The organism is Massilia sp. R2A-15 (assembly GCF_030704305.1).
Taxonomy (GTDB): domain Bacteria; phylum Pseudomonadota; class Gammaproteobacteria; order Burkholderiales; family Burkholderiaceae_D; genus JAFCUW01.
Genome location: NZ_CP131935.1, coordinates 5,000,821 through 5,021,855 on the forward strand (window position 1 = coordinate 5,000,821; position 21,035 = coordinate 5,021,855).

General features: G+C 64.1%; 20 protein-coding genes and 2 pseudogenes. 18 read left to right on the forward strand and 4 right to left on the reverse strand.

Annotation, left to right across the window (positions count from 1 at the left end):
- Window positions 1-60: 60 nt before the first annotated feature.
- Window positions 61-168: pseudogene (locus tag Q4S45_RS23260) on the reverse strand (PEP-CTERM sorting domain-containing protein); the annotation flags it as partial.
- A 755-nt stretch (window positions 169-923) separates the two neighbouring features.
- Here Q4S45_RS23260 and Q4S45_RS23055 point away from each other — a divergent pair.
- The 6 genes from Q4S45_RS23055 (at window position 924) to Q4S45_RS23080 (ending at window position 6,474) form a co-directional block, all read left to right on the forward strand.
- Complete coding sequence (locus tag Q4S45_RS23055) at window positions 924-1,685, forward strand: hypothetical protein (protein ID WP_305507940.1); 762 nt, start codon at window positions 924-926, stop codon at window positions 1,683-1,685.
- A gap of 82 nt (window positions 1,686-1,767) precedes the next feature.
- Window positions 1,768-2,502, forward strand: a complete 735-nt coding sequence (gene ubiE, locus Q4S45_RS23060; protein ID WP_305507942.1) for a bifunctional demethylmenaquinone methyltransferase/2-methoxy-6-polyprenyl-1,4-benzoquinol methylase UbiE — start codon at window positions 1,768-1,770, stop codon at window positions 2,500-2,502.
- Between the two features lie 10 nt (window positions 2,503-2,512).
- Entirely contained in the window at window positions 2,513-3,424 is a 912-nt protein-coding gene (locus Q4S45_RS23065) for a Tim44 domain-containing protein (protein WP_305507944.1), read from the forward strand.
- 249 nt (window positions 3,425-3,673) lie between these two features.
- Entirely contained in the window at window positions 3,674-4,315 is a 642-nt protein-coding gene (locus Q4S45_RS23070) for an SCP2 domain-containing protein (protein WP_305507946.1), read from the forward strand.
- Window positions 4,315-5,880, forward strand: coding sequence for a ubiquinone biosynthesis regulatory protein kinase UbiB (gene ubiB, locus Q4S45_RS23075; protein ID WP_305507948.1), 1,566 nt, complete (start codon window positions 4,315-4,317; stop codon window positions 5,878-5,880). Before Q4S45_RS23070 ends, ubiB begins: the two co-directional genes overlap by 1 nt.
- Complete coding sequence (locus tag Q4S45_RS23080) at window positions 5,881-6,474, forward strand: methyltransferase (RefSeq protein ID WP_305507950.1); 594 nt, start codon at window positions 5,881-5,883, stop codon at window positions 6,472-6,474.
- Between the two features lie 105 nt (window positions 6,475-6,579).
- On the opposite strand, the gene Q4S45_RS23085 is transcribed toward Q4S45_RS23080, so the two are convergent.
- The 3 genes and pseudogenes from Q4S45_RS23085 to Q4S45_RS23095 all read right to left on the reverse strand — a co-directional run bounded on the left by Q4S45_RS23085 (window position 6,580) and on the right by Q4S45_RS23095 (window position 9,391).
- Entirely contained in the window at window positions 6,580-7,704 is a 1,125-nt protein-coding gene (locus Q4S45_RS23085) for an ABC transporter permease (RefSeq protein ID WP_305507951.1), read from the reverse strand.
- 68 nt (window positions 7,705-7,772) lie between these two features.
- Window positions 7,773-8,441, reverse strand: a pseudogene (locus Q4S45_RS23090) (ABC transporter ATP-binding protein); the annotation flags it as partial.
- Window positions 8,438-9,391 carry an HlyD family secretion protein gene (locus tag Q4S45_RS23095; RefSeq protein WP_305507952.1) on the reverse strand — a complete coding sequence of 318 codons (954 nt, stop codon included), beginning with the start codon at window positions 9,389-9,391 and terminating at the stop codon, window positions 8,438-8,440. The pseudogene Q4S45_RS23090 and the gene Q4S45_RS23095, both read right to left, overlap by 4 nt.
- A gap of 173 nt (window positions 9,392-9,564) precedes the next feature.
- Here Q4S45_RS23095 and Q4S45_RS23100 point away from each other — a divergent pair, with 173 nt between their 5' ends.
- The 12 genes from Q4S45_RS23100 (at window position 9,565) to Q4S45_RS23155 (ending at window position 21,033) form a co-directional block, all read left to right on the forward strand.
- On the forward strand, window positions 9,565-10,701 hold the full coding sequence (locus tag Q4S45_RS23100) for a branched-chain amino acid ABC transporter substrate-binding protein (protein ID WP_305507954.1): 1,137 nt from the start codon (window positions 9,565-9,567) through the stop codon (window positions 10,699-10,701).
- Between the two features lie 455 nt (window positions 10,702-11,156).
- Window positions 11,157-11,462, forward strand: a complete 306-nt coding sequence (locus Q4S45_RS23105) for an FmdB family zinc ribbon protein (protein ID WP_305507955.1) — start codon at window positions 11,157-11,159, stop codon at window positions 11,460-11,462.
- A 53-nt stretch (window positions 11,463-11,515) separates the two neighbouring features.
- The gene (locus tag Q4S45_RS23110) at window positions 11,516-12,142 is read left to right on the forward strand and encodes a DUF502 domain-containing protein (protein WP_305507957.1); all 627 of its coding nucleotides are present in this window, start codon (window positions 11,516-11,518) and stop codon (window positions 12,140-12,142) included.
- A 29-nt stretch (window positions 12,143-12,171) separates the two neighbouring features.
- Window positions 12,172-13,971 carry an aspartate--tRNA ligase gene (gene aspS / locus Q4S45_RS23115; protein ID WP_305507958.1) on the forward strand — a complete coding sequence of 600 codons (1,800 nt, stop codon included), beginning with the start codon at window positions 12,172-12,174 and terminating at the stop codon, window positions 13,969-13,971.
- Between the two features lie 138 nt (window positions 13,972-14,109).
- Window positions 14,110-14,556, forward strand: a complete 447-nt coding sequence (nudB, locus tag Q4S45_RS23120; RefSeq protein ID WP_305507959.1) for a dihydroneopterin triphosphate diphosphatase — start codon at window positions 14,110-14,112, stop codon at window positions 14,554-14,556.
- 165 nt (window positions 14,557-14,721) lie between these two features.
- Entirely contained in the window at window positions 14,722-15,534 is an 813-nt protein-coding gene (locus tag Q4S45_RS23125; RefSeq protein ID WP_305507961.1) for an endonuclease/exonuclease/phosphatase family protein, read from the forward strand.
- Between the two features lie 25 nt (window positions 15,535-15,559).
- Window positions 15,560-16,720 carry a cardiolipin synthase ClsB gene (gene clsB, locus Q4S45_RS23130; RefSeq protein WP_305507963.1) on the forward strand — a complete coding sequence of 387 codons (1,161 nt, stop codon included), beginning with the start codon at window positions 15,560-15,562 and terminating at the stop codon, window positions 16,718-16,720.
- Entirely contained in the window at window positions 16,720-17,094 is a 375-nt protein-coding gene (locus Q4S45_RS23135; RefSeq protein ID WP_305507965.1) for an RNA-binding S4 domain-containing protein, read from the forward strand. The genes clsB and Q4S45_RS23135 overlap by 1 nt, the downstream gene beginning before the upstream one ends.
- A gap of 69 nt (window positions 17,095-17,163) precedes the next feature.
- Window positions 17,164-17,475, forward strand: a complete 312-nt coding sequence (locus tag Q4S45_RS23140) for a transposase (RefSeq protein ID WP_305505222.1) — start codon at window positions 17,164-17,166, stop codon at window positions 17,473-17,475.
- Between the two features lie 17 nt (window positions 17,476-17,492).
- Window positions 17,493-18,341, forward strand: coding sequence for an IS3 family transposase (locus Q4S45_RS23145; protein ID WP_305512183.1), 849 nt, complete (start codon window positions 17,493-17,495; stop codon window positions 18,339-18,341).
- A gap of 256 nt (window positions 18,342-18,597) precedes the next feature.
- Window positions 18,598-19,203 carry a TetR/AcrR family transcriptional regulator gene (locus tag Q4S45_RS23150; protein WP_305507966.1) on the forward strand — a complete coding sequence of 202 codons (606 nt, stop codon included), beginning with the start codon at window positions 18,598-18,600 and terminating at the stop codon, window positions 19,201-19,203.
- A 39-nt stretch (window positions 19,204-19,242) separates the two neighbouring features.
- A complete protein-coding gene (locus Q4S45_RS23155) occupies window positions 19,243-21,033 on the forward strand; it encodes an acyl-CoA dehydrogenase C-terminal domain-containing protein (RefSeq protein WP_305507968.1) in 1,791 nt (596 codons plus the stop codon).
- Window positions 21,034-21,035 lie beyond the last annotated feature (2 nt).

Genomic DNA, 21,035 nt, shown 5'->3' on the forward strand with positions numbered 1-21,035 from the left:
CCATATCGCAAACGCAAAAAAGCCCGCACGCGGCGGGCTTCGATTGGAACGCCGGACGATTTACGCCTGGCCACCCTTTGCCGACTTGCGGCGGGCGGCGGCGAAGCCGGCCAGGCCCAGGCCCAGCAGGGCGATCGAGCCTGGCTCAGGAACGTCGGCCGGTGCAAACGCGCCGCTGAAATTGCTCAGGCCGATATCGCCCCAGATTTCCGGCTGCGAGTCGCCGTTGGTCTCGAACGCCAGGAAGCGGATCTGGTCGCCGGCGTTGACGGTCAGGTCAACGTGGGTGTGGGTGTTGTTGCCGAAAGTCTGCACGTTGACACCGTTCAGCAAGATCTGCAGGTTCGATCCGGCCATGAACCAGCCATTGAAAGCATCGTAGTTCATGTCGAATCCGCCGGTGCCGGTGGTGCTGGCGACGGTGTCGAAGTTCCAGTAGTTATAGCCGCAGCCGGCGCAGAAATAGATTCCCTTGTTGTAATGCATGCTCAGCACGCCCGCGGCCGTATTGGTGACCGACGTGGTGTTCGCACCGGCACTGGTCCAGGCAGCGGCGTCGCTGATGGACGCTGCGGCCGACAGGGACGAAGCGGTGAGGGCGACGACGGCGAAAACTGCACTGATGAAAGACTTGATGTTCATATGTTCCCTAGCGAAGTGTTATTGGTTTTCTGATTTTGGGTAAGACTGACATGACATTAAGCATCTTTCGTGCCAGAAATAAAAATCATTTAAATTCAAGTGGTTGCAGGAAACACAAATTGATTTATGGCATTTTGTGTAAGGTTTTCCGACAGTCCGGGCACCCGCCAACCCGCCCAGCCCTCCGGCGGGTTGTTTCATTACAAAACATTACATCGCTCGTGCGCCGTCTCCGGCCGCGCTAGCATTCCGGCCACCTTCACTCAGCCAGGAAAAGCACGATGACCCGATCCGGACTTGCCGCCCCCCTGTTGCTGGCAACTGCGCTTTCCGCCTGCGGCGGTGGCGGCGGAGGCGGCGGTGGCGGCGCTGCGCCCGCAACCGTGACCGTCGCGGCGGCAAGCTACGCCTACGTCGCGCCGCAGGCCGGCGCCCAGCTCGCCTATGCCGACACGCTGGTCGATAACCTGAACAGCACAATCAACCGCAACCTCTCTTCCAGCGTCACCGCGGTCGGCGCAGGAGGCGGCTATACCGCAAGCGAGGTCGACCCCTCGCACGACCGGATCGTCTCCGGCGCGGTCGACCACACGTTTTATCCCACTGTCTACAACTACGATGCGATGGGACGCGCGACCAGCTGGAATGTGACGGGCGCCGCCGGCGTGCCGGTGCAGTGCCAGGTGACGGGCGCGCAGCCGGCCGGGGCGCCATCCCCGCTGACTGCCGGGCAGACGTGGAACGCCTCGTATGTCGAAACCTGCGGCGCCGGCGCGGGCATCGCGTACTCCCAGACGGGCAGCTTCGTCGGCATCGAAACCGTGACCGTGCCGGCGGGCACCTTCAACGCCTACAAATTCGTCTCCACCACCACCTGGTCGGCGAATGGGCGCACGACCACCGAGGCGGTCACCCGCTGGCGCGATACGGCGGCGAGCGGTTCGCGCATCGTCAAATCGGTCGCCGCGTTCAGCTACAGCGGCGCCGAGCCGCCGCAGGGCGCGCTGGTGTCGGAAACGCAGACGCTGCAGAGTTTCCACTAGGTCAGTTGCCGCCCGGGCGCACAGTGCGGCCCGGGCAAGATGGTCGCTTGTATAATGCAGTCAACCAAACTGGCTGCATACCATGACCAACACCACACATTTCGGCTACAAAACCGTCTCAGAAGACGAAAAAGTCCACGAAGTTGCCAAGGTTTTCCACTCGGTCGCGTCGAAATACGACGTGATGAACGACCTGATGTCGGCCGGGCTGCACCGCGCCTGGAAGATGTTCACCATTGCCAAGGCGGGCATCCGCCCCGGCTTCAAGGTGCTCGACATCGCCGGCGGCACCGGCGACCTGTCCAAGGCGTTCGCGAAGCAGGCCGGCCCGAGCGGCGAGGTCTGGCTGACCGACATCAACGAGTCGATGCTGCGCGTGGGACGCGACCGCCTATTGAATAAAGGCCTTGTCACCCCAACATTGCTTTGTGACGCAGAGAAGCTGCCGTTCCCGGACAATTACTTCGACCGCGTCAGCGTCGCCTTCGGCCTGCGCAACATGACCCACAAGGACCAGGCGCTGAAGGAAATGCGCCGCGTGCTCAAACCGGGCGGCAAGCTGCTGGTGCTGGAGTTTTCCAAGGTCGCCGCGCCGCTGCAGAAACCGTACGATGTGTATTCGTTCTCGGTGCTGCCGTGGCTGGGCCAGAAAATCGCCGGCGACGCCGAGAGCTACCGCTACCTGGCCGAGTCGATCCGCATGCATCCGGACCAGGAAACGCTGAAGACGATGATGCAGGACGCCGGGTTAGAGAGCGTCGACTATTACAACCTGACGGCAGGTGTGGCCGCTCTGCACACCGGTATCAAACTTTAGGAAGAACAGCATGAAAAAATTCTTAGCCAGCATGATGATCGCCGTGACCGCGTTCTCGATGATCGCCGAGGCGAGCGCGCGTCCGCTGGGCGGCGGACGCTCGATCGGCCGCCAGTCGCAGTCGGTGACGCGCCAGCAGCAGGCTGCGCCGGCGCCGTTCCAGCGTCAGCAGGCCGCACCGGCACCCGCGCCGATGTCGCCGGCCGCGATGCAGCCCAAGCCGCCCTCGCGCTGGAAGGGCATGCTGGGCGGCGCGCTGCTCGGCCTCGGCCTGGGCGCGATGCTGTCGCACTTCGGCCTCGGCGGCGCAATGGCCAGCGCGATCAGCTCGATCCTGATGATCGCCTTGCTGGCGATGGCCGCGATGTTCATCTACCGCATGTTCAAACGCAAGGATGCGCCGGCCGCGTCGCCGTTCCAGCAGTACGCCAACCCGGTGCCAGCCGGCCACACGCCTGACATCGGCTCCGGCCTGAACCAGCCGGCCGCGTTCCAGCCGCAGTCGAACATGACCTACGCACCGGCCGCGCCTGCCGCGCCGTGGGGCGTGCCGGCCGATTTCGACACCGCCGCCTTCCTGCGCCACGCCAAGTCGTCCTTCATCCGGATGCAGGCGGCCTGGGACAAGGCCGACGTCAACGACCTGCGCGAATTCACCACGCCGGAAGTGTTCGCCGAGCTGAAGATGCAGATCCAGGAACGCGGCGCCAGCCCCGACTTCACCGACGTCGTGACGATCGACGGCGAGCTGCTGGGCATCGAAACGGTCGGCAGCGAGTACCTGGCCAGCGTCAAGTTCACCGGCATGATCAAGTCGGCGCCGAACGCGCCCGCCGAGCCGTTCGCCGAAGTGTGGAACATGTCCAAGCCGGTGTCGGGCAGTTCCGGCTGGGTGCTGGCAGGCATTCAACAGCTGTCGTAACCTTATTTTTCTGATAAAACTTCCCGTGCTGCCCGGATTCTGTCGGGCAAACTGGTAAGATCGAAACCGCCCGACTCAGCCCGGGCGGTTTTGTTTTTTTAACGCGCCGAACTTGTGGCCTGTTGATTGTCGTTCCTGCGGAGGCAGGAACCTATACTGAATTTGCGCAGAGTCAGCATGGGTTCCTGCCTCCGCAGGCACGACGCTTCAACGCTTGACGAGGTCTGCGCCGTTTTTTAGTGCTTACCCATGACGATTTCGAGTTCCAACACCTTCGCCGCTCCCGCAGTGGCTGCGATCAACCACCTGCTGGCGCAGGAAGCCTGGGCGCGGGATACGCTCGCCCTGCACGCCGGCAAGGTCGCGCTGATCGACGCCGGCAGCATTTGCTTGCGTATGCAAGTATCTCGCGATGGCATGGTGGCCGCGGCCGGCCCCGACCAGGCGCCCAGCGTAACGATTCGCATGAAGCTGTCCGACCTGCCGCTGATCGCCGCCAACCGCGAGCGCGCGTTTTCGTACGTGAAGATCGAGGGTGACGCCGAGTTCGCCAACACGATTTCGCAGTTGAGCAAGGGGCTGCGCTGGGAAGCCGAGCACGACCTCGAGCGCCTGACGGGCCCGATCGCCGCCACCCGCATCGCCGGCGGCGCGCGCGGGCTGTTCGCCGCGGCGCGCTCGACCCATCGCAAGCTGAGCGAGAACCTGGCCGAGTTTTTCCTGGAAGAGCAGCCGGTGCTGGTGCGCCCGGCCATGCTGGAAGAGCTGTCGGGCGACGTGGCGCGGCTGCGCGACGACGTCGAACGGGCGGCCAAGCGGCTCGCCCGGCTGGAACAGAAGCTGGCGCCGCGCAGCGCCGGCCTGGCAACGCAACACCAAATGGATAGCTGATGATATTGAAATTCCTGCGCCTGCTGAAAATTCTCCGGGTGGCCACCAAGTATGGCCTCGACGAGATTGCCATCTCCGGCCTGAAAGTGCCGCGTACCGCCAAGCTGATCGACACCGTTATATTTTGGCGCGACATTTCCGCCCCGCGCGGACTGCGCCTGCGCCTCGCGCTCGAAGAACTGGGGCCGATCTTCGTGAAATTCGGCCAGGTGCTCTCGACCCGGCGCGACCTCATGCCGCCGGACATCGCCGACGAACTGGCGCGCCTGCAGGACCGCGTGCCGCCCTTCGATTCGGACGTCGCGATCCGCCAGATCACCAAGTCGCTCGGCGCCCATCCGGAGCAGCTGTTCGCCAGCTTCGAGCGCGACCCGGTGGCGTCCGCGTCGATCGCCCAGGTGCACTTCGCGGTGCTGAAGAACGGACGCGAAGTCGCCGTCAAGGTGCTGCGTCCCGGTATGAAGAAGACCATCGACGAGGACGTCGCGCTGATGCACGTCGCCGCCGGCTGGATCGAGCGCCTGTGGGCCGAGAGCAAGCGCCTGAAGCCGCGCGAGGTGGTCGGCGAGTTCGACAAATATCTGCACGACGAGCTGGACCTGATGCGCGAGGCGGCCAACGCCAGCCAGCTGCGCCGCAACTTCGCCGACTCCAAGCTCCTGATGGTGCCGGAGATGTACTGGGACTACTGCTCCAGCGACGTGATCGTGATGGAGCGCATGCACGGCATCCCCGTGTCGCAAATCGAGCGCCTGGCCGCCGAGGGCGTCGACCTGCGCAAGCTGTCGTCGGACGGCGTCGAGATCTTCTTCACCCAGGTGTTCCGCGACGGCTTCTTCCACGCCGATATGCACCCCGGGAACATCCTCGTGTCGATTGCGCCCGAGACCTTCGGCCGCTACATCGCGCTCGATTTCGGCATCATGGGAACGCTCAACGACTTCGACAAGGACTACCTGTCGCAGAACTTCCTGGCCTTCTTCCAGCGCGACTACAAGCGCGTGGCCGAGGCGCACATCGAGTCCGGCTGGGCGCCGCCCGAGACGCGCGTCGATGAACTGGAAGCGGCGGTGCGCGCCTGCTGCGAACCGATCTTCGACCGCCCGCTGAAGGACATCTCGTTCGGCCAGATCCTGCTGCGCCTGTTCCAGACGTCGCGCCGCTTCAACGTCGAAGTGCAGCCGCAGCTGGTCCTGCTGCAAAAGACCCTGCTCAACATCGAAGGCCTGGGGCGACAGCTCGATCCCAACCTCGACCTGTGGAAGACCGCCAAGCCCTACCTGGAGCGCTGGATGGGCGAGCAGGTCGGCATCCGCGGCTTCGTCGAGCGCCTGAAGGCCGAGGCGCCGCGCTTCGCCCATATCTTCCCCCAGCTGCCGCGCCTTGTGCACCGCGCGCTCGAGCAGGTGCAGCCGAATGGCAGCGACACCGAGCTGCTGAAAATGCTGGTGCTCGAGCAGCGCCGCACCAACCGGCTGCTGGCGTTCGTCGCCTATTTTGTGGCCGCGCTGGGCCTGGGCCTGGCCGCGATCCAGCTGTACGTGCGCTACCACGCGGCGGGCTAGATGCCGGAGTTCGACAGCCGCGATCCGCTGACGCCGGCGTTCTGGGACGAACGCTTCGAGCGCGGCTTCACGCCGTGGAACCGCGGCGGCGTGCCGCAGGCGCTGCGCGATTTCGCCGCGCGCGCGGGAGCAAAGACCGTGTTGATACCGGGCTGCGGCGCAGCCTACGAACTGGCGTTCCTGTCGGAGCTGGGCTGGGACGCGACCGCGATCGATTTCTCGCCGGCCGCGGTGGCGACGGCGAAGGCCGGCCTGGGCAAATGGGCGGGCAGGGTGGTGGAGGCGGATTTTTTCAAATACGCGCCATCGAAGCCGCTGGACATGATCTACGAACGTGCATTCCTGTGCGCCTTGCCGCGCGCGATGTGGCCGCAAGTCGCCGCGCGATGGGCCGAACTGCTGGCGCCGGGCGCCTTGCTGGCGGGGTTCTTCTTTTTCGATACCGTTGCAAAAGGCCCGCCGTTCGGTATCACGAGGGAGCGACTCGACGAACTGCTGTCAACAAACTTCGAGTGCATCGAGGATGCCGCGGTGAGTGATTCGATTCCCGTTTTTGAAGGCAAAGAGCGCTGGATGATCTGGCGCCGGCGCTAACCCGCCCGTCGTTCCTGCGAAGGCAGGAACCCATGCTGAACTTGCACTAGCCAACATCGATCGAACTCAGTATAGGTTCCTGCCTTCGCAGGAACGACGGGCGGGTCAGTCCAGCGTCTTGCGGTAGCTAACCATCGCCACCGTCCCCGCCACGAGCATGAACAGCGCGATCGGCCACAGATGCGGCGCGATCTCCGCCAGCCCATTCCCCTTCAACATAATCCCCCGCACGATGCGCAGGAAATGCGTCAGCGGCAGCACCTCCCCGATCATCTGCGCCCATCTCGGCATCCCGCGAAACGGGAACATGAACCCCGACAGCAGCATCGACGGCAGGAAAAAGAAGAACGTCAGCTGCATCGCCTGCAGCTGGCTTTTGGCGATCGTGGAAAACGTGAACCCCACCGCCAGGTTCGCCGCCATGAACAGGATCAGCGCCGCCGACAGCAGCGCGTAGCTGCCGATCATCGGCACGTCAAACAGCAGGCGCGCGGCGACCAGCACCACCGTCACCTGCACATAACCGATGCCGATGTACGGCGCGATCTTGCCGATCATGACCTCGATCGGCCGCGCCGGCGTCGCCAGTAAATTCTCCATCGTGCCGCGCTCGCGTTCGCGCGTCATCGCCAACCCCGTCATCATCACCATCGTCATTGTCAGGATCACGCCGATCAGTCCCGGCACGATGTTGTAGCGCGCCAGTCCTTCCGGGTTGTAGCGGCGCTGCACCCGGATCTCGTACGGCATGTCGCCCGGCTGCAGATGCGCCAGCGCGCCCTGCGCATCGTGCGCCAGCACCTGCCGGCCGATGCCCGCCAGCGCGGCCAGCGCGGCGCCGGATGCCGCCGGATCGGTCGCATCGGCGGCGAACAGGATCGCCGGATGCTCGCCACGTTCCAGCTGGCGCGCGAAGCCTGCCGGAATCTCGAGCACGAACTGCACCTCCCCGGTTTCAAGCAGCCGGTTGGCCTGCGCGCTGCTGCGAGGGCGCTGCGTGATGCGGAAGTAGCCCGAGTTCTCCAGTCCCGCGGCCAGGCTGCGCGAGAACGCGCTGTCGTCCGCCGCCAGCACCGCCGTCGGCAGCGCCCGCGGATCGGTATTGATCGCGTACCCGAACAGCACCAGCTGCATGATCGGCACCCCGACCATCATCGCGAACGTCAGCCGGTCCCGCTTCAGCTGCAGGAATTCCTTGATCAGGATGGCCAGCAGGCGCGCCCGGTTCATGAGAAGTTGTCCGTCGATGCGGCGATGAGCGCAACGAAAGCGTCTTCCAGCGTCTGCCCGCCGGCCTGCGCAATCAAGTCGGCCGCGGTTCCCTGCGCCAGCAGCTTGCCGTACGAGATGAACGCCAACTCGTCGCAGCGTTCCGCCTCGTCCATGTAGTGAGTCGACACCAGCACCGTCATGCCCTTGCCGGCCAGCGCGTGCAGGTGGTCCCAGAATTCGCGCCGCGCCTTCGGATCGACGCCGGCGGTGGGCTCGTCGAGCAGCAGCAGCTTTGGATCGTGCAGCAGGCATGCGGCCAGCGCCAGGCGCTGCTTCCAGCCGCCCGACAGCGCACCCGCCAGTTGCTCGCGCCGGCTGGCCAGGCCGAGTTCTTCGAGCGTCGCCGTCACTTTCGCGGCGCGCCCGGGAATCTCGTACACGCGCGCGACGAACGACAGGTTCTCTTCGATGCTCAGGTCGTCGTAGAGGCCGAAGCGCTGCGTCATGTAGCCGACCTGGCGCTTGATCTGCTGCGCCTCGCGGCGTACGTCGAAGCCCAGGCAGGTTCCTTCCCCTTCGTCCGGGGTGAGCAGGCCGCACAGCATGCGGATGGTGGTGGTCTTGCCGCTGCCGTTCGGCCCGAGGAAGCCGTAGATGCGCCCGCGCGCCACGCGCATGTCGATGTGGTCGACCACCGTGCGCTCGCCGTACCGCTTGGTCAGCCCGCGCACATCGATGATGGCTTCGCCGTTCATGGCGCCCGCGCGCCGAGGCGCACTTCCAGCGGCTGGCCCGGATGCAGCCGGCGCGCCTGTTGCGCGGCGGGACGCGCCTCGACCAGGAACACCAGGCTGGCGCGGTTCTCCTTGCTGTAGATGACCGGCGAGGTGAATTCGGCGCTGCGCGCGATGAAGGTGATCGTTGCTGGTATCGGATCGCCGCAGCCGTCGCAGCGCAGCGACACCTGCTGGCCCAACGCGAGCGAGCCGACCACCGGCTCGGTCACGAAGAAGCGCGCCTTGATGTTCTCCGGCGGGAGCATGCTGACCACCGGGCTGCCGGCGGGCACCAGCTCGCCCTCGCGGTAGAACACCTCCGTCACGTCGCCGGCTTGCGGAATACGCCGCACTTTCTGGTCTACCTTCCAGCTGGCTTGCGCAAGCTGTGCTTCGGCTGCCTTCTGGTCCTGCGCTGCGGCGTCGATCTCGTCGCTGCGCGCGCCCAGCTGCGCCACGCGGAGCTGCGCGCGAAGCTCGTTCACGCGCGCCTGGTCGCGCGCTACCGCGGAACGCGCCACATCGAGTTGGGCCGGCGCGATGAAGTGCGCGTCGATCAGTTTCTGCTGGCGCGCCAGCGCCGCCGTGGACAGGGCGAGATCTGCCTGCGCCTGCGCCAGTTGCGCACGCGCCGCCGCCAGTTCGTCGGGCCGCTTGCCTTTGCGGACATCGGCCAGCTGCGACTGCGCGCGCTGCACGCGCGATTGCGCCTCAGCGCGTTCGGCGCGCTCGGACTCCTGCTCCAGCACGAAGGCCGGCGCGTCGGCCGCCACCTTGTCGCCGGCCTTCACGTACACCTTCGCCAGCGTGCCGGCGATCGGCGAGGCGACGCGCACATATTCGCCTTCCGCGTAGCCGGGAATGAAGTCGTCGGCGTGGCGCGCGCAGCCCGCGGCCAGCAGGCAAGCCAGTAACACGATCGCTTTCATGGAGCCTCCGTGCAGCTATTGAGCGGGCGGATCTTCGCGCCGTCGACAAACCCGGGGTCAGGTCCGCCCGGGCGCGTGTATTCATTTTAAAAATGACACTGTAGCTGTTTTTTTAAGTAGATTCATTGTTGGGCTGTACACTCAGGCATTTCCAGGAAAACAAGGAAGCTGCCATGCGTTGTTCCCCAGCCCTGATTGCCCTTGCCCTCGTCGCCGCCCAATCGGCCCACGCCCAGCAGGAAGTGAAAATCGGCAGCGCGATGCCGCTGTCTGGCCCAAGCGCCCACCTCGGCAAGGACACCGAAAACGGCTCGCGCCTGGCGGTCGAGGACCTCAACGCGAAGGGCGCCACGATCGACGGCAAGAAAGTCAAATGGGTGCTGTTGGCGGAAGATGATGCCGGTGATCCGAAGCAGGGCACGGCCGTCGCGCAGAAGCTGGTCGACGCAGGCGTGGTAGGCGTGGTCGGCCACCTCAATTCAGGCACCACAGTGCCGGCGTCGAAGATTTACCACAGCGCCGGCATACCCCAGATAACGCCGTCCGCCACCACGCCGTTGTACACCCATCAGGGTTTCAAGTCGGCGTTCCGGGTGGTCGCCAACGACTATATGGTGGGCGGCACGCTGGCGCGCTATTCGGTCGGCACGCTGAAGGCCACGCGCATCGCCGTCATCGACGACCGCACCACCTTCGGCCAGGGACTCGCCGACGAATTCGTCAAGGGCGTGAAAAACGCGGGCGGCGCGGCGAAGATCGTCAGCCGCCAGTTCACCAACGACAAGGCGACCGACTTCAACGCCATCCTGACCCAGATCCGCGCCCAGCGTCCCGAGGTGATTTTCTTTGGCGGGATGGACGCGGTGGCCGGCCCCATGCTCAAGCAGATGAAAGCGCTCGGCGTGGATGCCAAGTTCGTGTCCGGCGACGGCGTTTGCTCCGATAAGCTCTCCGTGCTGGCCGGCGACGCTGTCGGCGAGGACAAGGTCACCTGCGCCAAGGCGGGCGGCGTGAGCGGCGAACAGGAAGCGGTGCTCGACGCCTTCGCCAGGCGCTTTGCGCAGCGCTTCCAGGCACAACCGGAAAACTATTCGCCTTACGCCTACGATGCAGTAATGGCGCTCGCCGCCGCGATGCAGGAGGCCAAATCGTCCGATCCCGCGAAATACCTGCCGGTGCTGGCGAAGATCAGGTATCAAGGCGTGACCGGCGCCATCGCCTTCGACCCCAACGGCGACCTGCGCGACGCCGCGCTGACGCTGTACACCTACCGCAACGGCAAGAAGACCAAGCTAAAGGTAGTGCGCTAGCCTCGCGTGTCGTTTCCGCCACTGGCGAAAACGACTTCCTGCGAAGGCAGGAACCCATGCTAAGCACGCTGCATCGGGAAAGTGCATTCAGCATGGGCACCTGCCTCCGCAGGTGCGACGGCGTATTCTTCAGGCAAGGACGAAAAAAAGCCCGCATGCGCGGGCTCCTTAACTCTATCTTCTTGTGTGTCATGCGGCAAAGCGCAGATTTCTGTTTCTTGAGGCGGCCACTTGCGTGTCCAGCCGCTGGCAACATTGTGTCAGCGGTTGGTATTTAATCACCAAAGTTGATTGTCGGCAAAGAGTTTTTCAATCGGGACGAGCCAAAAACAACACCCGCGGCCCGATCTGGCCGTTCGCGGCGGCCGGCAGCCTTCCGGCTTTTAGCGATTGCGGTCGGGCCGGCCACAAAAGCTTTATAATTCAGGGTTTTGACGATTTTTGCGGAGTTCCAGATGCCGATTTACGCCTACCGCTGCGATGAATGCGGGTTTGCCAAGGATGTGTTGCAAAAAATCTCCGACCCGGTGCTGACCGTTTGCCCGTCGTGCGCCAAGCCTGCGTTCAAGAAGCAGCTCACCGCCGCCGGCTTCCAGCTCAAGGGCACCGGCTGGTACGCGACCGATTTCCGTGGCGGCGGCGCCGGGCCATCGACCGGCACCGCCACCGGCCCGGCAGCAAGCACAACCCCGGCCGCGCCCGCAGCGAGCGACAGCGCACCGGCCGCGCCAGCCACGCCGACGGCCGACAGCAAGTCCTGATGTACCGCGGAAGCCGGCCTGGCCGCCTTCCTTGACCCTGACCCGAGAGATCGATGCGTAAATATTTCATTACCGGATTGCTGATTCTGGTTCCCCTCGCCATCACGGCCTGGGTGCTGAATCTCGTCATCGGCACGATGGACCAGTCGCTGCTGATCGTGCCCGAACGCTGGCAGCCGCGCACGCTGGTCGGCTTCGACATCCCGGGCCTGGGCACGATCCTGACGATCGCCATCGTGTTCCTCACCGGCCTGCTGACCAACAACCTGGTCGGCAACTACGTGGTCAAGCTGTGGGAGCGCCTGCTCAAGCGCATCCCGGTGGTCAGCTCGCTGTACGGCAGCGTCAAGCAGGTGTCCGACACGCTGTTTTCCTCGTCCGGCAATGCGTTCCGCAAGGCGGTGCTGCTGCCTTACCCGCACGCCAATTCGTGGACCATCGGCTTCCTGACCGGCGTGCCCGGCGGCGACGTGCGCAACCACCTGGTGGGCGACTACGTCAGCGTCTATGTGCCGACCACCCCGAACCCGACCTCCGGCTTCTTCCTGATGATGGAGCGCAGCGCCGTCGTCGAACTCGACATGACGGTCGATGCGGCCCTCAAATACATCGTCTCGATGGGCGTCGTCGCCCCCGAGCACCTGCCGGTCAAGACGCCGGCGGCAACCGAACTGAATTAACCAACCTGGATCGAAAAAATATGTCCACCATGCGTACTCACTATTGCGGCCTCGTCACCGAAGAGCTGCTGGGCCAAACCGTCAGCCTGTGCGGCTGGGTGCATCGCCGCCGCGACCACGGCGGTGTGATCTTCATCGACCTGCGCGACCGCGAAGGCCTGGTGCAGATCGTCTGCCATCCGGACAACGCCGCCGTGTTCAAGGCGTCCGAAGCGGTCCGCAACGAGTACTGCCTGCGCATCACCGGCGTGGTCACCAACCGACTCGAAGGCACGGTCAACGCCAACCTCAAGTCGGGCAAGATCGAAATCACCGCCACCGACGTCGAAGTGCTCAACGCCTCCGTCGCGGTGCCGTTCCAGCTCGATGACGACAACCTGTCCGAGACCACCCGCCTGACCCACCGCGTGCTCGACCTGCGCCGTCCGCAGATGCAGAACAACCTGCGCCTGCGTTACAAGGTCACGATGGAAGTGCGCAAGTACCTCGACGCGCTCGGCTTCATCGACGTCGAGACCCCGATGCTGACCAAGTCGACCCCGGAAGGCGCGCGCGACTACCTGGTGCCGTCGCGCGTCAACGCCGGCAAGTTCTTCGCGCTGCCGCAGTCGCCGCAGCTGTTCAAGCAGCTGCTGATGGTGGCCAACTTCGACCGCTACTACCAGATCACCAAGTGCTTCCGCGACGAAGACCTGCGCGCCGACCGCCAGCCTGAATTCACCCAGATCGACTGCGAGACCTCGTTCCTGTCCGAGCAGGAGATCCGCGACCTGTTCGAAGACATGATCCGCGTCGTCTTCAAGAACACCCTGAACATCGACCTGCCTAACCCGTTCCCGGTGATGGACTTCGCCACCGCGATGGGCCTGTACGGTTCGGACAAGCCGGACATGCGCGTGAAGATGGAATTCACCGACCTGACCGACGTGATGAAAACCGTCGACTTCAAGGTCTTCTCGGGCGCCGCCAACATGGTCGGCGGCCGCGTGGTCGGCCTGCGCGTGCCGCAGGGCGGCGCGATGCCGCGTTCGGAAATCGACGCCTACACCCAGTTCGTCGCCATCTACGGCGCCAAGGGCCTGGCCTACATCAAGGTCAACGAGAAGGCCAAGGGCCGTGACGGCCTGCAGTCGCCAATCGTCAAGAACCTGCACGACGAAGCGCTGGCCCAGATCATCGAGCAGACCGGCGCGCAGGACGGCGACCTGGTGTTCTTCGGCGCCGACAAGGCCAAGGTGGTCAACGACGCGATCGGCGCGCTGCGCGTGAAGATCGGCCATTCCGAGTTCGGCAAGAAGGCCGGCCTGTTCGAAGACCGCTGGGCGCCGCTGTGGGTGATCGACTTCCCGATGTTCGAGCACGACGACGAGACCGGCCGCTGGAACGCCACGCACCACCCGTTCACCGCGCCGAAGGACGGCCACGAAGATATGCTCGAGACCAATCCGGGCGCCTGCATCTCCAAGGCCTACGACATGGTCCTGAACGGCTGGGAGCTGGGCGGCGGTTCGATCCGTATCCACCGCGAAGAAGTCCAGAGCAAGGTATTCCGCGCGCTGAAGATCGACGCTGAAGAAGCGCAGCTCAAGTTCGGCTTCCTGCTCGACGCGCTGCAATACGGCGCGCCGCCGCACGGTGGCCTGGCGTTCGGCCTGGACCGCATCGTCACGATGATGACTGGTTCCGATTCGATCCGCGACGTGATCGCGTTCCCGAAGACCCAGCGCGCGCAGTGCCTGTTGACCAACGCGCCGTCGGAAGTGGACGAGAAGCAGCTCAAGGAACTGCACATCCGCCTGCGCAACGCCGAGCCGAAAGTGGCACCGTAACAAAAAGACTGTCATTCCCGCGGAGGCGGGAATCCATGCTGAGGTTGCGCGGACGCGGCCTTCGCTTCTGGTGCAAAATCAGCATGGGTTCCTGCCTTCGCAGGAAGGACGAATTTGGCGCTAACTGGTAGCTTCAAATTGCACAAAATCCCCGAATCGGTCCTCGTCGTCATCCACACTTCTGAACTGGAGGTGCTGCTGATCGAACGCGCCGACAAGCCCGGATACTGGCAGTCGGTCACCGGCTCGCTCGACGCCGTGGACGAACCGCTGCTCGCCACCGCTACCCGCGAACTGTTCGAGGAAACCGGCATCGTCGCCGACGGCGCCACCATCGTCCTGCAGGACTGGCACCTCTCCAACATCTACGAAATCTACCCGGTCTGGCGCCATCGCTACGCCCCCGGCGTCACCCACAACACCGAGCACGTATTCAGCGTCTGCGTGCCGCGCGATGTCGCCGTCACCCTCAGCCCGCGCGAACACCTGAACCACGTCTGGCTGCCCTACATCGAAGCGGCCGACCGCTGCTTCTCGTCGTCGAACGCCGAAGCGATCCTGCAGCTGCCGCGGCATTTCCCGTGACGTGTCGTACCTGCGAAGGCAGGTACCCATACTGAGCACGCAGCACCAACCCGTCACATTCAGCATGGGTTCCTGCCTGCGCAGGAACGACAAGCGTTACCCCACCCCGCGCACGATAGGTGTGCTTGCCAAATGAACATCGGCGGATGCGGTTAGAATGTTCCCATGAAGATTCGTGTCGCCACCTACAACATCCACAAGGGCGTGTCGTCCATCGGCAGCAAGCCGCGGGTGCTCGCCCTGAAAAAGGCGATCGGCCAGTTCGAGGCCGACGTGGTGTTCCTGCAGGAGGTCCAGGGCCAGCACGACAAGTTTTCCACCAAGTTCGGCGAGGAGAGCACCGGCCATCGCCACTGGCCGAAGTCGGCCCAGCACGAATTTTTTGCCGGCGATTCGCACCATTCCGCCTACGGCATGAACGCGGTGTACGACCACGGCCACCACGGCAACGCGCTCCTGAGCTCCTTCCCGATCGGCGACACCCGCAACCACGACGTCTCCGACCACGCCTACGAGCAGCGCGGCATCCTGCACTGCGTGCTCAAGACCGACAAGGGCCCGGTGCACTGCTACGTGGTCCACCTCGGCCTGTTCGAGTCGGGCCGCGGACGCCAGGCCGAGGCGCTGATCGATTGCGTCAACGCCTCCGCGCCGAATGGGGAGCCGGTGATCATCGCCGGCGACTTCAACGACTGGCGCAACACGCTGAGCGCCAAGCTGCGCGACAAGCTCGGGGTGGTCGAAGTGTTCGACGAACTGGGCACCGGCTCCACCCTGGGCGGCCTGGTGCGCAACCTGGTCGGCGCCAAGCGCAAGGTCACGCCGGCGCGCACTTTCCCGGCCGCGCTGCCGTGGTTCCGCCTCGACCGCATCTACGTGCGCGGTTTCAAAGTTGACACGGCCGAAGTGTTGCATGGTACTTTGTGGGCGAAGCTGTCGGACCACGCTCCCATCGTGGCCACCCTCAAGCTGTCCTGAGGCTCGCGCAACCACTTAATCGCCTATGCGTTCGGTAAATTTTCTTGCACAAAACGACGTCACCCTGCTCGAAAGCGGCACCGCGCTTTTCCCGGCGCTGATCGCGGCGCTCGACGCCGCGCAGCAGGACATCCATTTCGAGACCTACATCTTCGCCGCCGACGACACCGCCGTCGCCGTCGAGGAGGCCTTGAAGCGCGCCGCCCGCCGCGGCGTCAAGGTGCGCGTGGTGACCGACTGGTTCGGCACCGGCAACCAGCGCGCCAAGCAGCTCGGCGTCTCGTTCGCCGAAGCGGGCGTGCGCTACCGCGTGTTCAATCCCTGGTTCAAGCGCGGCGTCACGCGCACCCACCGAAAAATCGCCGTGGTCGACCGCGAAGTCGCTTTCGTCGGCGGCATCAACGTCAACGACGACTGGCTGTGCGACTACGACCCGAACCAGCGCCTGCCGGCGCCGCGCTGGGACTTCGCGGTGCAGGTGCGCGGCCCGCTGGTGGCGCAGATCCATCGCGAGGCCCAGGCGCAGTGGGCGCGTGTAGGCCACCTCGGCCTGATCAAGCGGATCGACCTGTTCCGCGAACTGAAGCAAACGCCGCGCAGTGCCGGCGACGAACCGATGCAGGCCGGCTTCGTGGTGCGCGACAACCTGCGCAACCGCCGCACCATCCAGCGCGCCTACCTGCAGGCGATCGGCCGCGCCAAAACCAGCGTGCTGATGGCCAATCCGTATTTCGCGCCCGGCCGCAAGTTCCGCGAGGCGCTGGCGCAGGCCGCGCAGCGCGGCGTCAAGGTCACGCTGCTGATCGGCGTCGGAGAGTTCTGGCTGCAGGACATGGTCGCGCACTCGTTCTATCCCAAGCTGCTCGGCTGCGGCGTCACGGTGGTGGAGTACACGAGGACCCAGCTGCACGCCAAGGTCGCGGTGGTCGACGACGACTGGGCCACGGTCGGCTCGAGCAACTGCGACGGCCTGTCGCTGTTCCTCAACCAGGAAGCGAACGTGGTGGTGCGCGACGCGACGTTCGCGCGCAGCATGCGCGAGCACATCGAGCGCGGCATCGCCGACGGCGTGATGATCCAGTGCGACCACTTCACCCACGTCGGCCGCTTCAAGCGCGCCGGTTACGAAGTCGCCTATTTTTTCTACAAACTGATAATGCGAGTATTCGCGATTGGCTACGCCTGATGGACAACGTACGCATCGATAAATGGCTGTGGGCGGCGCGCTTCTTCAAGACGCGCTCGCTGGCGACGGACGCCGTCGACAATGGCAAGGTGAAGCTGGGCGGCGACCGCATCAAGCCGGCGCGCGCGGTGAAGATCGACGACGTGCTGACGATCGATAACGGCGCCGAGACGTGGGAGGTGACGGTGCTGGGCATCTCCGACAAGCGCGGCGCGGCGCCGGTGGCGCGCCTGCTGTACCAGGAGACCGAGGCGAGCGTGCAAAAGCGCGAGAACGAGGCCACGGCGCGCAAGCTGTACCGGGAGCCGGGCAGCATGATCAAGGGCCGGCCGACCAAGCGCGACCGGCGCGCGCTCGACAAGGCCAGCGAATAGGGGGGCTGGTCCTGCGGACCTGAGATGTACCGAGTTTGGTGGACATCCAAATAGGGGACAATACGTTCCATGGATACCAAACTCGTAAAATCATCTGAAAACCAGGTCTTTAGCCCGGAGTTCAAGCTCCAAGCGGTTGAACGTCTGAAGCAATGCGATAACGCCGCGGCGCTGGCGCGAGAGCTCGGCGTGCGTCGAAATCAGCTTTATAAATGGGCGAAGCGGGTCGACTTGGTCGGCCCGGACTTGGCGTTTCGACCGCCTGGGCGCCCGCCAGCTGGCGAGGAAGACGAGCTGACTCGGCTTCGCAAGGAGAATCTTCGCCTGGCACTGGAGCTCGAAATTCTAAAAAAAGCCGAGGCGTACTTCATGCGCCGATAGCGCTGAGGTACGCCTTCATTCGCGAGCATGCCGAGATGTATCCGGTCGGGCTGATGTGCCGCTTACTTGGCGTAAGCCGAAGCGGCTACCATGCCTCGCGCTGTCGCCCTATGAGCCCGCGCGATAGCGCGGACATTGCCTTGATTGCGAGGCTTCACGAGATCGACGCGGAACACCGGCGCGCTGCAGGCGTCATCAAGATGTGGCGGGTGCTACGCGCGGAAAAAAATCCATGCGGGCGAAATCGAGTGGCACGTCTACGACGTTGCGCCGGCATTCAGACGCTTCGAACCCAACGACTGCAAAGCAAACCCGCACCGCAACAAAAAGAACCGCCAGCCCCGAATCTGGTGAACCGGAAATTCAAGGTTGCCCTTCCAAACCGCGTGTGGGTGGGCGACATGACGCAAATCACCACACTGACGGGGATAAGCCATCTGTCGATATTCCTGGATTTGTCCACGCACGCTGTCATGGGCTGGGCGATGGGAACGAGCCAGACCGCCGCCCTGGCCGTGCAGACGATCGAAGCGGCCATGGAGCGATATCGCCCGCCGCCAGGGCTCGTTTGCCACACGGATCAGGGATCGCCTTACGGCTCGAAGAAGTTTCGCGACTACCTCGAGTCGAAGGGCGCAATTGCGAGCATGAGCCGCAAAGGGAACTGTCACGATAACGCGGTTGCGGAGAGCTTCTTCTCGAACCTGAAGAACGAGTTGACGCATCACTTCGTGTATGAAGATCACGCTGCCGCGGTTGCCGCCGTCAAAGATCATATTGAGGTGTACTACAATACAATCCGACTTCATCAATCGCTCGGCTACAAAACGCCGGCGCAGGTCCAGGCGCAGCACATGTGTTGCTAATTAACCTGTCCACCAAACCGGTGCATCTCAGACCTGACCCCATCTTCAGACGTAAAGGCAACATGGGGTCAGGTCCGCGGGACCAGACCCCCAACCCAGTCCGTTGCGGCATATCAATATAGAACGCGAACTCTAAAGTTCCCGTTTGACATTTCCTCCCGAGTGGATAATAGTACGAGCGTTCGGATTTTTTTCGCGCGTCGGCGCGCTTCTGCTCAACCAATCGGGTAACCCCATCAACACTTCCGCCAAATTCATGCGCAAGGGCGAACTGACCCGTGCCGCCATCCTCGACGTCGCGCTCGAGTTGGCAAGCCGCGACGGCCTCGAAGGGCTGACCATCGGCCTGCTCGCCGACAAAATGAACATGAGCAAATCCGGCGTGTTCGCCCATTTCGGCTCGCGCGAGGATTTGCAGATCGAAGTACTCAAGCTGTACCACAGCCGCTTCGAGCAGGAAGTGTTCTTCCCCAGCGTGCAGGAAGCGCGCGGCATCACGCGCCTCAAGGCCATGTTCGCGCGCTGGATCAAGCGCGTCAGCGTCGAAATCGCCTCCGGCTGCATCTACATCAGCGGCGCCGTCGAATACGACGACCGCCCCGGCCCGATCCGCGAGGAGCTCGTCGCTATGGTTCGCGCCTGGCAGGGCGCGCTGCTGCGCTGCGTGCAGCAGGCGATCGAATGCGGCGACCTGAAACCGGACACCGACGCCGAACAGCTGGTCTACGAAATGTATGGCCTGATCCTCGCGCTGCACCACGACGCGCGCTTCCTGCGCATGCCTGGCAGCGTGGAGCGCGCCAAGGCCGGCTTCGACCGGCTGATCCAGAATTACCAGAATCCTCAAAAGCACCAGGGCTGATCGCCGCCCTCTATTCAATACCTCGTCAGGAGAATCATCATGGGTCAATACGTCGCGCCAATCCGGGACATGCAGTTCTTGCTGCACGAAGTCTTCAACGTCACCGAAGAACTGAAGGCGATGCCGAAGTTCGAAGACGTCGACGCCGACATCATCAACCAGGTGCTGGAAGAGGGCGCCAGGTTCACCCAGGAAGTGCTGTTCCCGCTGAACCACTCGGGCGACCGCGAAGGCTGCCACTACGATAAAGAGACCAAATCGGTCACCACGCCGAAGGGTTTCAAGGACGCCTACAAGAAGTACGTCGAGGGCGGCTGGGCCGCGCTGGCGTGCGACCCTGAATACGGCGGCCAGGGCCTGCCGATCGTGCTGAACAACTCCTTCTACGAGATGCTCAATTCGTCCAACCAGGCCTGGTCGATGTATCCGGGCCTGTCGCACGGCGCCTACGAGTGCCTGAAGGAGCACGGCACCGACGAACAGAAAAAGCTGTACCTGCCGAAGCTCGTCTCGGGCGAATGGACCGGCACCATGTGCCTGACCGAAGCCCACTGCGGCACCGACCTTGGCATGCTGCGCTCGAAAGCGCTGCCGCAGGCCGACGGCTCGTGGCTGATCACCGGCTCGAAGATCTTCATCTCGGCCGGCGAGCACGATATGTCCGAGAACATCGTCCACCTGGTGCTGGCCCGCGTGCCGGACGCGCCGGAAGGCTCGAAAGGAATCTCGCTGTTCATCGTGCCGAAGTTCCTGCCCAACGCCGACGGCAGCGTCGGCGCGCGCAACCCGATCACCTGCGGCGCCATCGAAGAGAAGATGGGCATCCACGGCAATTCGACCTGCCAGATGAACCTCGACGGCTCGCGCGGCTGGATCATCGGCGAGCCTAACAAGGGCCTGCAGGCGATGTTCGTCTTCATGAACGCGGCCCGCCTCGGCGTCGGCATGCAGTCGCTCGGCCTGACCGAAGTGGCGTACCAGAACGCACTGGTGTACGCGAAAGACCGCATCCAGATGCGCAGCCTGTCCGGCCCGAAGGCGCCGGACAAGCCGGCCGACCCGATCATCGTGCACCCGGACGTGCGCCGCATGCTGCTGACCGCGAAAGCCTACGCCGAAGGCGGCCGCGCCTTCTCGTCGTATGTCGCGCTGCAGATCGACCGCGAACTGAATCACCCTGACGCCGACGTGCGCAAGGAAGCGGCAGACGAAGTCGCGCTGCTCACGCCAATCATCAAGGCCTTCATCACCGACAACGGCTGGATCGCGACCTCCGAAGCGATGCAGGTCTACGGCGGCCACGGCTACATCGCCGAGTGGGGCATGGAGCAGTATGTGCGCGACGCCCGCATCAACATGATCTACGAAGGCACCAACACCGTGCAGTCGCTCGACCTCCTGGGCCGCAAGATCCTGATGGACAACGGCGCCAAGCTGCGCAAGTTCGGCGAGAAGATCAAGGCCTTCGTCGAAGAGAACGGCACCGACGAGGCGCTGTCCGAATTCGTCACGCCGCTGGGCGACCTGGGCGACAAGGTCACCAAGCTGACCATGGAAATCGGCATGAAGGCGTTCCAGAATCCGGACGAAGTGGGCGCGGCCGCCGTGCCTTACCTGCGCGTGGTCGGCCACATGGTCTACAGCTACTTCTTCGCGCAGATGGCGAAGATCGCGCTGGCCAAGGAAGACTCGGGCGACAACTTCTACAAGGCCAAGCTGGCCACCGCGCGCTTCTACTTTGCGCGCCTGTACCCCGAGACCGCGATGCTGATCCGCCAGGCCCGTTCCGGCTCGGCCAACCTGCTGGCGCTGGACGCCGACCTGTTCTAAGA

Coding starts and splice junctions, on each gene's coding strand:
- ubiE (WP_305507942.1), top strand. CDS start 1,768: ATGACCAACACCACACATTTCGGCTACAAAACCGTCTCAGAAGACGAA.
- ubiB (WP_305507948.1), top strand. CDS start 4,315: ATGATATTGAAATTCCTGCGCCTGCTGAAAATTCTCCGGGTGGCCACC.
- Q4S45_RS23070 (WP_305507946.1), top strand. CDS start 3,674: ATGACGATTTCGAGTTCCAACACCTTCGCCGCTCCCGCAGTGGCTGCG.
- Q4S45_RS23140 (WP_305505222.1), top strand. CDS start 17,164: ATGGATACCAAACTCGTAAAATCATCTGAAAACCAGGTCTTTAGCCCG.
- Q4S45_RS23055 (WP_305507940.1), top strand. CDS start 924: ATGACCCGATCCGGACTTGCCGCCCCCCTGTTGCTGGCAACTGCGCTT.
- Q4S45_RS23110 (WP_305507957.1), top strand. CDS start 11,516: ATGCGTAAATATTTCATTACCGGATTGCTGATTCTGGTTCCCCTCGCC.
- Q4S45_RS23080 (WP_305507950.1), top strand. CDS start 5,881: ATGCCGGAGTTCGACAGCCGCGATCCGCTGACGCCGGCGTTCTGGGAC.
- Q4S45_RS23085 (WP_305507951.1), bottom strand. CDS start 7,704: ATGAACCGGGCGCGCCTGCTGGCCATCCTGATCAAGGAATTCCTGCAG.
- Q4S45_RS23150 (WP_305507966.1), top strand. CDS start 18,598: ATGCGCAAGGGCGAACTGACCCGTGCCGCCATCCTCGACGTCGCGCTC.
- Q4S45_RS23135 (WP_305507965.1), top strand. CDS start 16,720: ATGGACAACGTACGCATCGATAAATGGCTGTGGGCGGCGCGCTTCTTC.
- aspS (WP_305507958.1), top strand. CDS start 12,172: ATGCGTACTCACTATTGCGGCCTCGTCACCGAAGAGCTGCTGGGCCAA.
- Q4S45_RS23125 (WP_305507961.1), top strand. CDS start 14,722: ATGAAGATTCGTGTCGCCACCTACAACATCCACAAGGGCGTGTCGTCC.
- Q4S45_RS23095 (WP_305507952.1), bottom strand. CDS start 9,391: ATGAAAGCGATCGTGTTACTGGCTTGCCTGCTGGCCGCGGGCTGCGCG.
- clsB (WP_305507963.1), top strand. CDS start 15,560: ATGCGTTCGGTAAATTTTCTTGCACAAAACGACGTCACCCTGCTCGAA.
- Q4S45_RS23065 (WP_305507944.1), top strand. CDS start 2,513: ATGAAAAAATTCTTAGCCAGCATGATGATCGCCGTGACCGCGTTCTCG.
- Q4S45_RS23105 (WP_305507955.1), top strand. CDS start 11,157: ATGCCGATTTACGCCTACCGCTGCGATGAATGCGGGTTTGCCAAGGAT.
- Q4S45_RS23155 (WP_305507968.1), top strand. CDS start 19,243: ATGGGTCAATACGTCGCGCCAATCCGGGACATGCAGTTCTTGCTGCAC.
- Q4S45_RS23100 (WP_305507954.1), top strand. CDS start 9,565: ATGCGTTGTTCCCCAGCCCTGATTGCCCTTGCCCTCGTCGCCGCCCAA.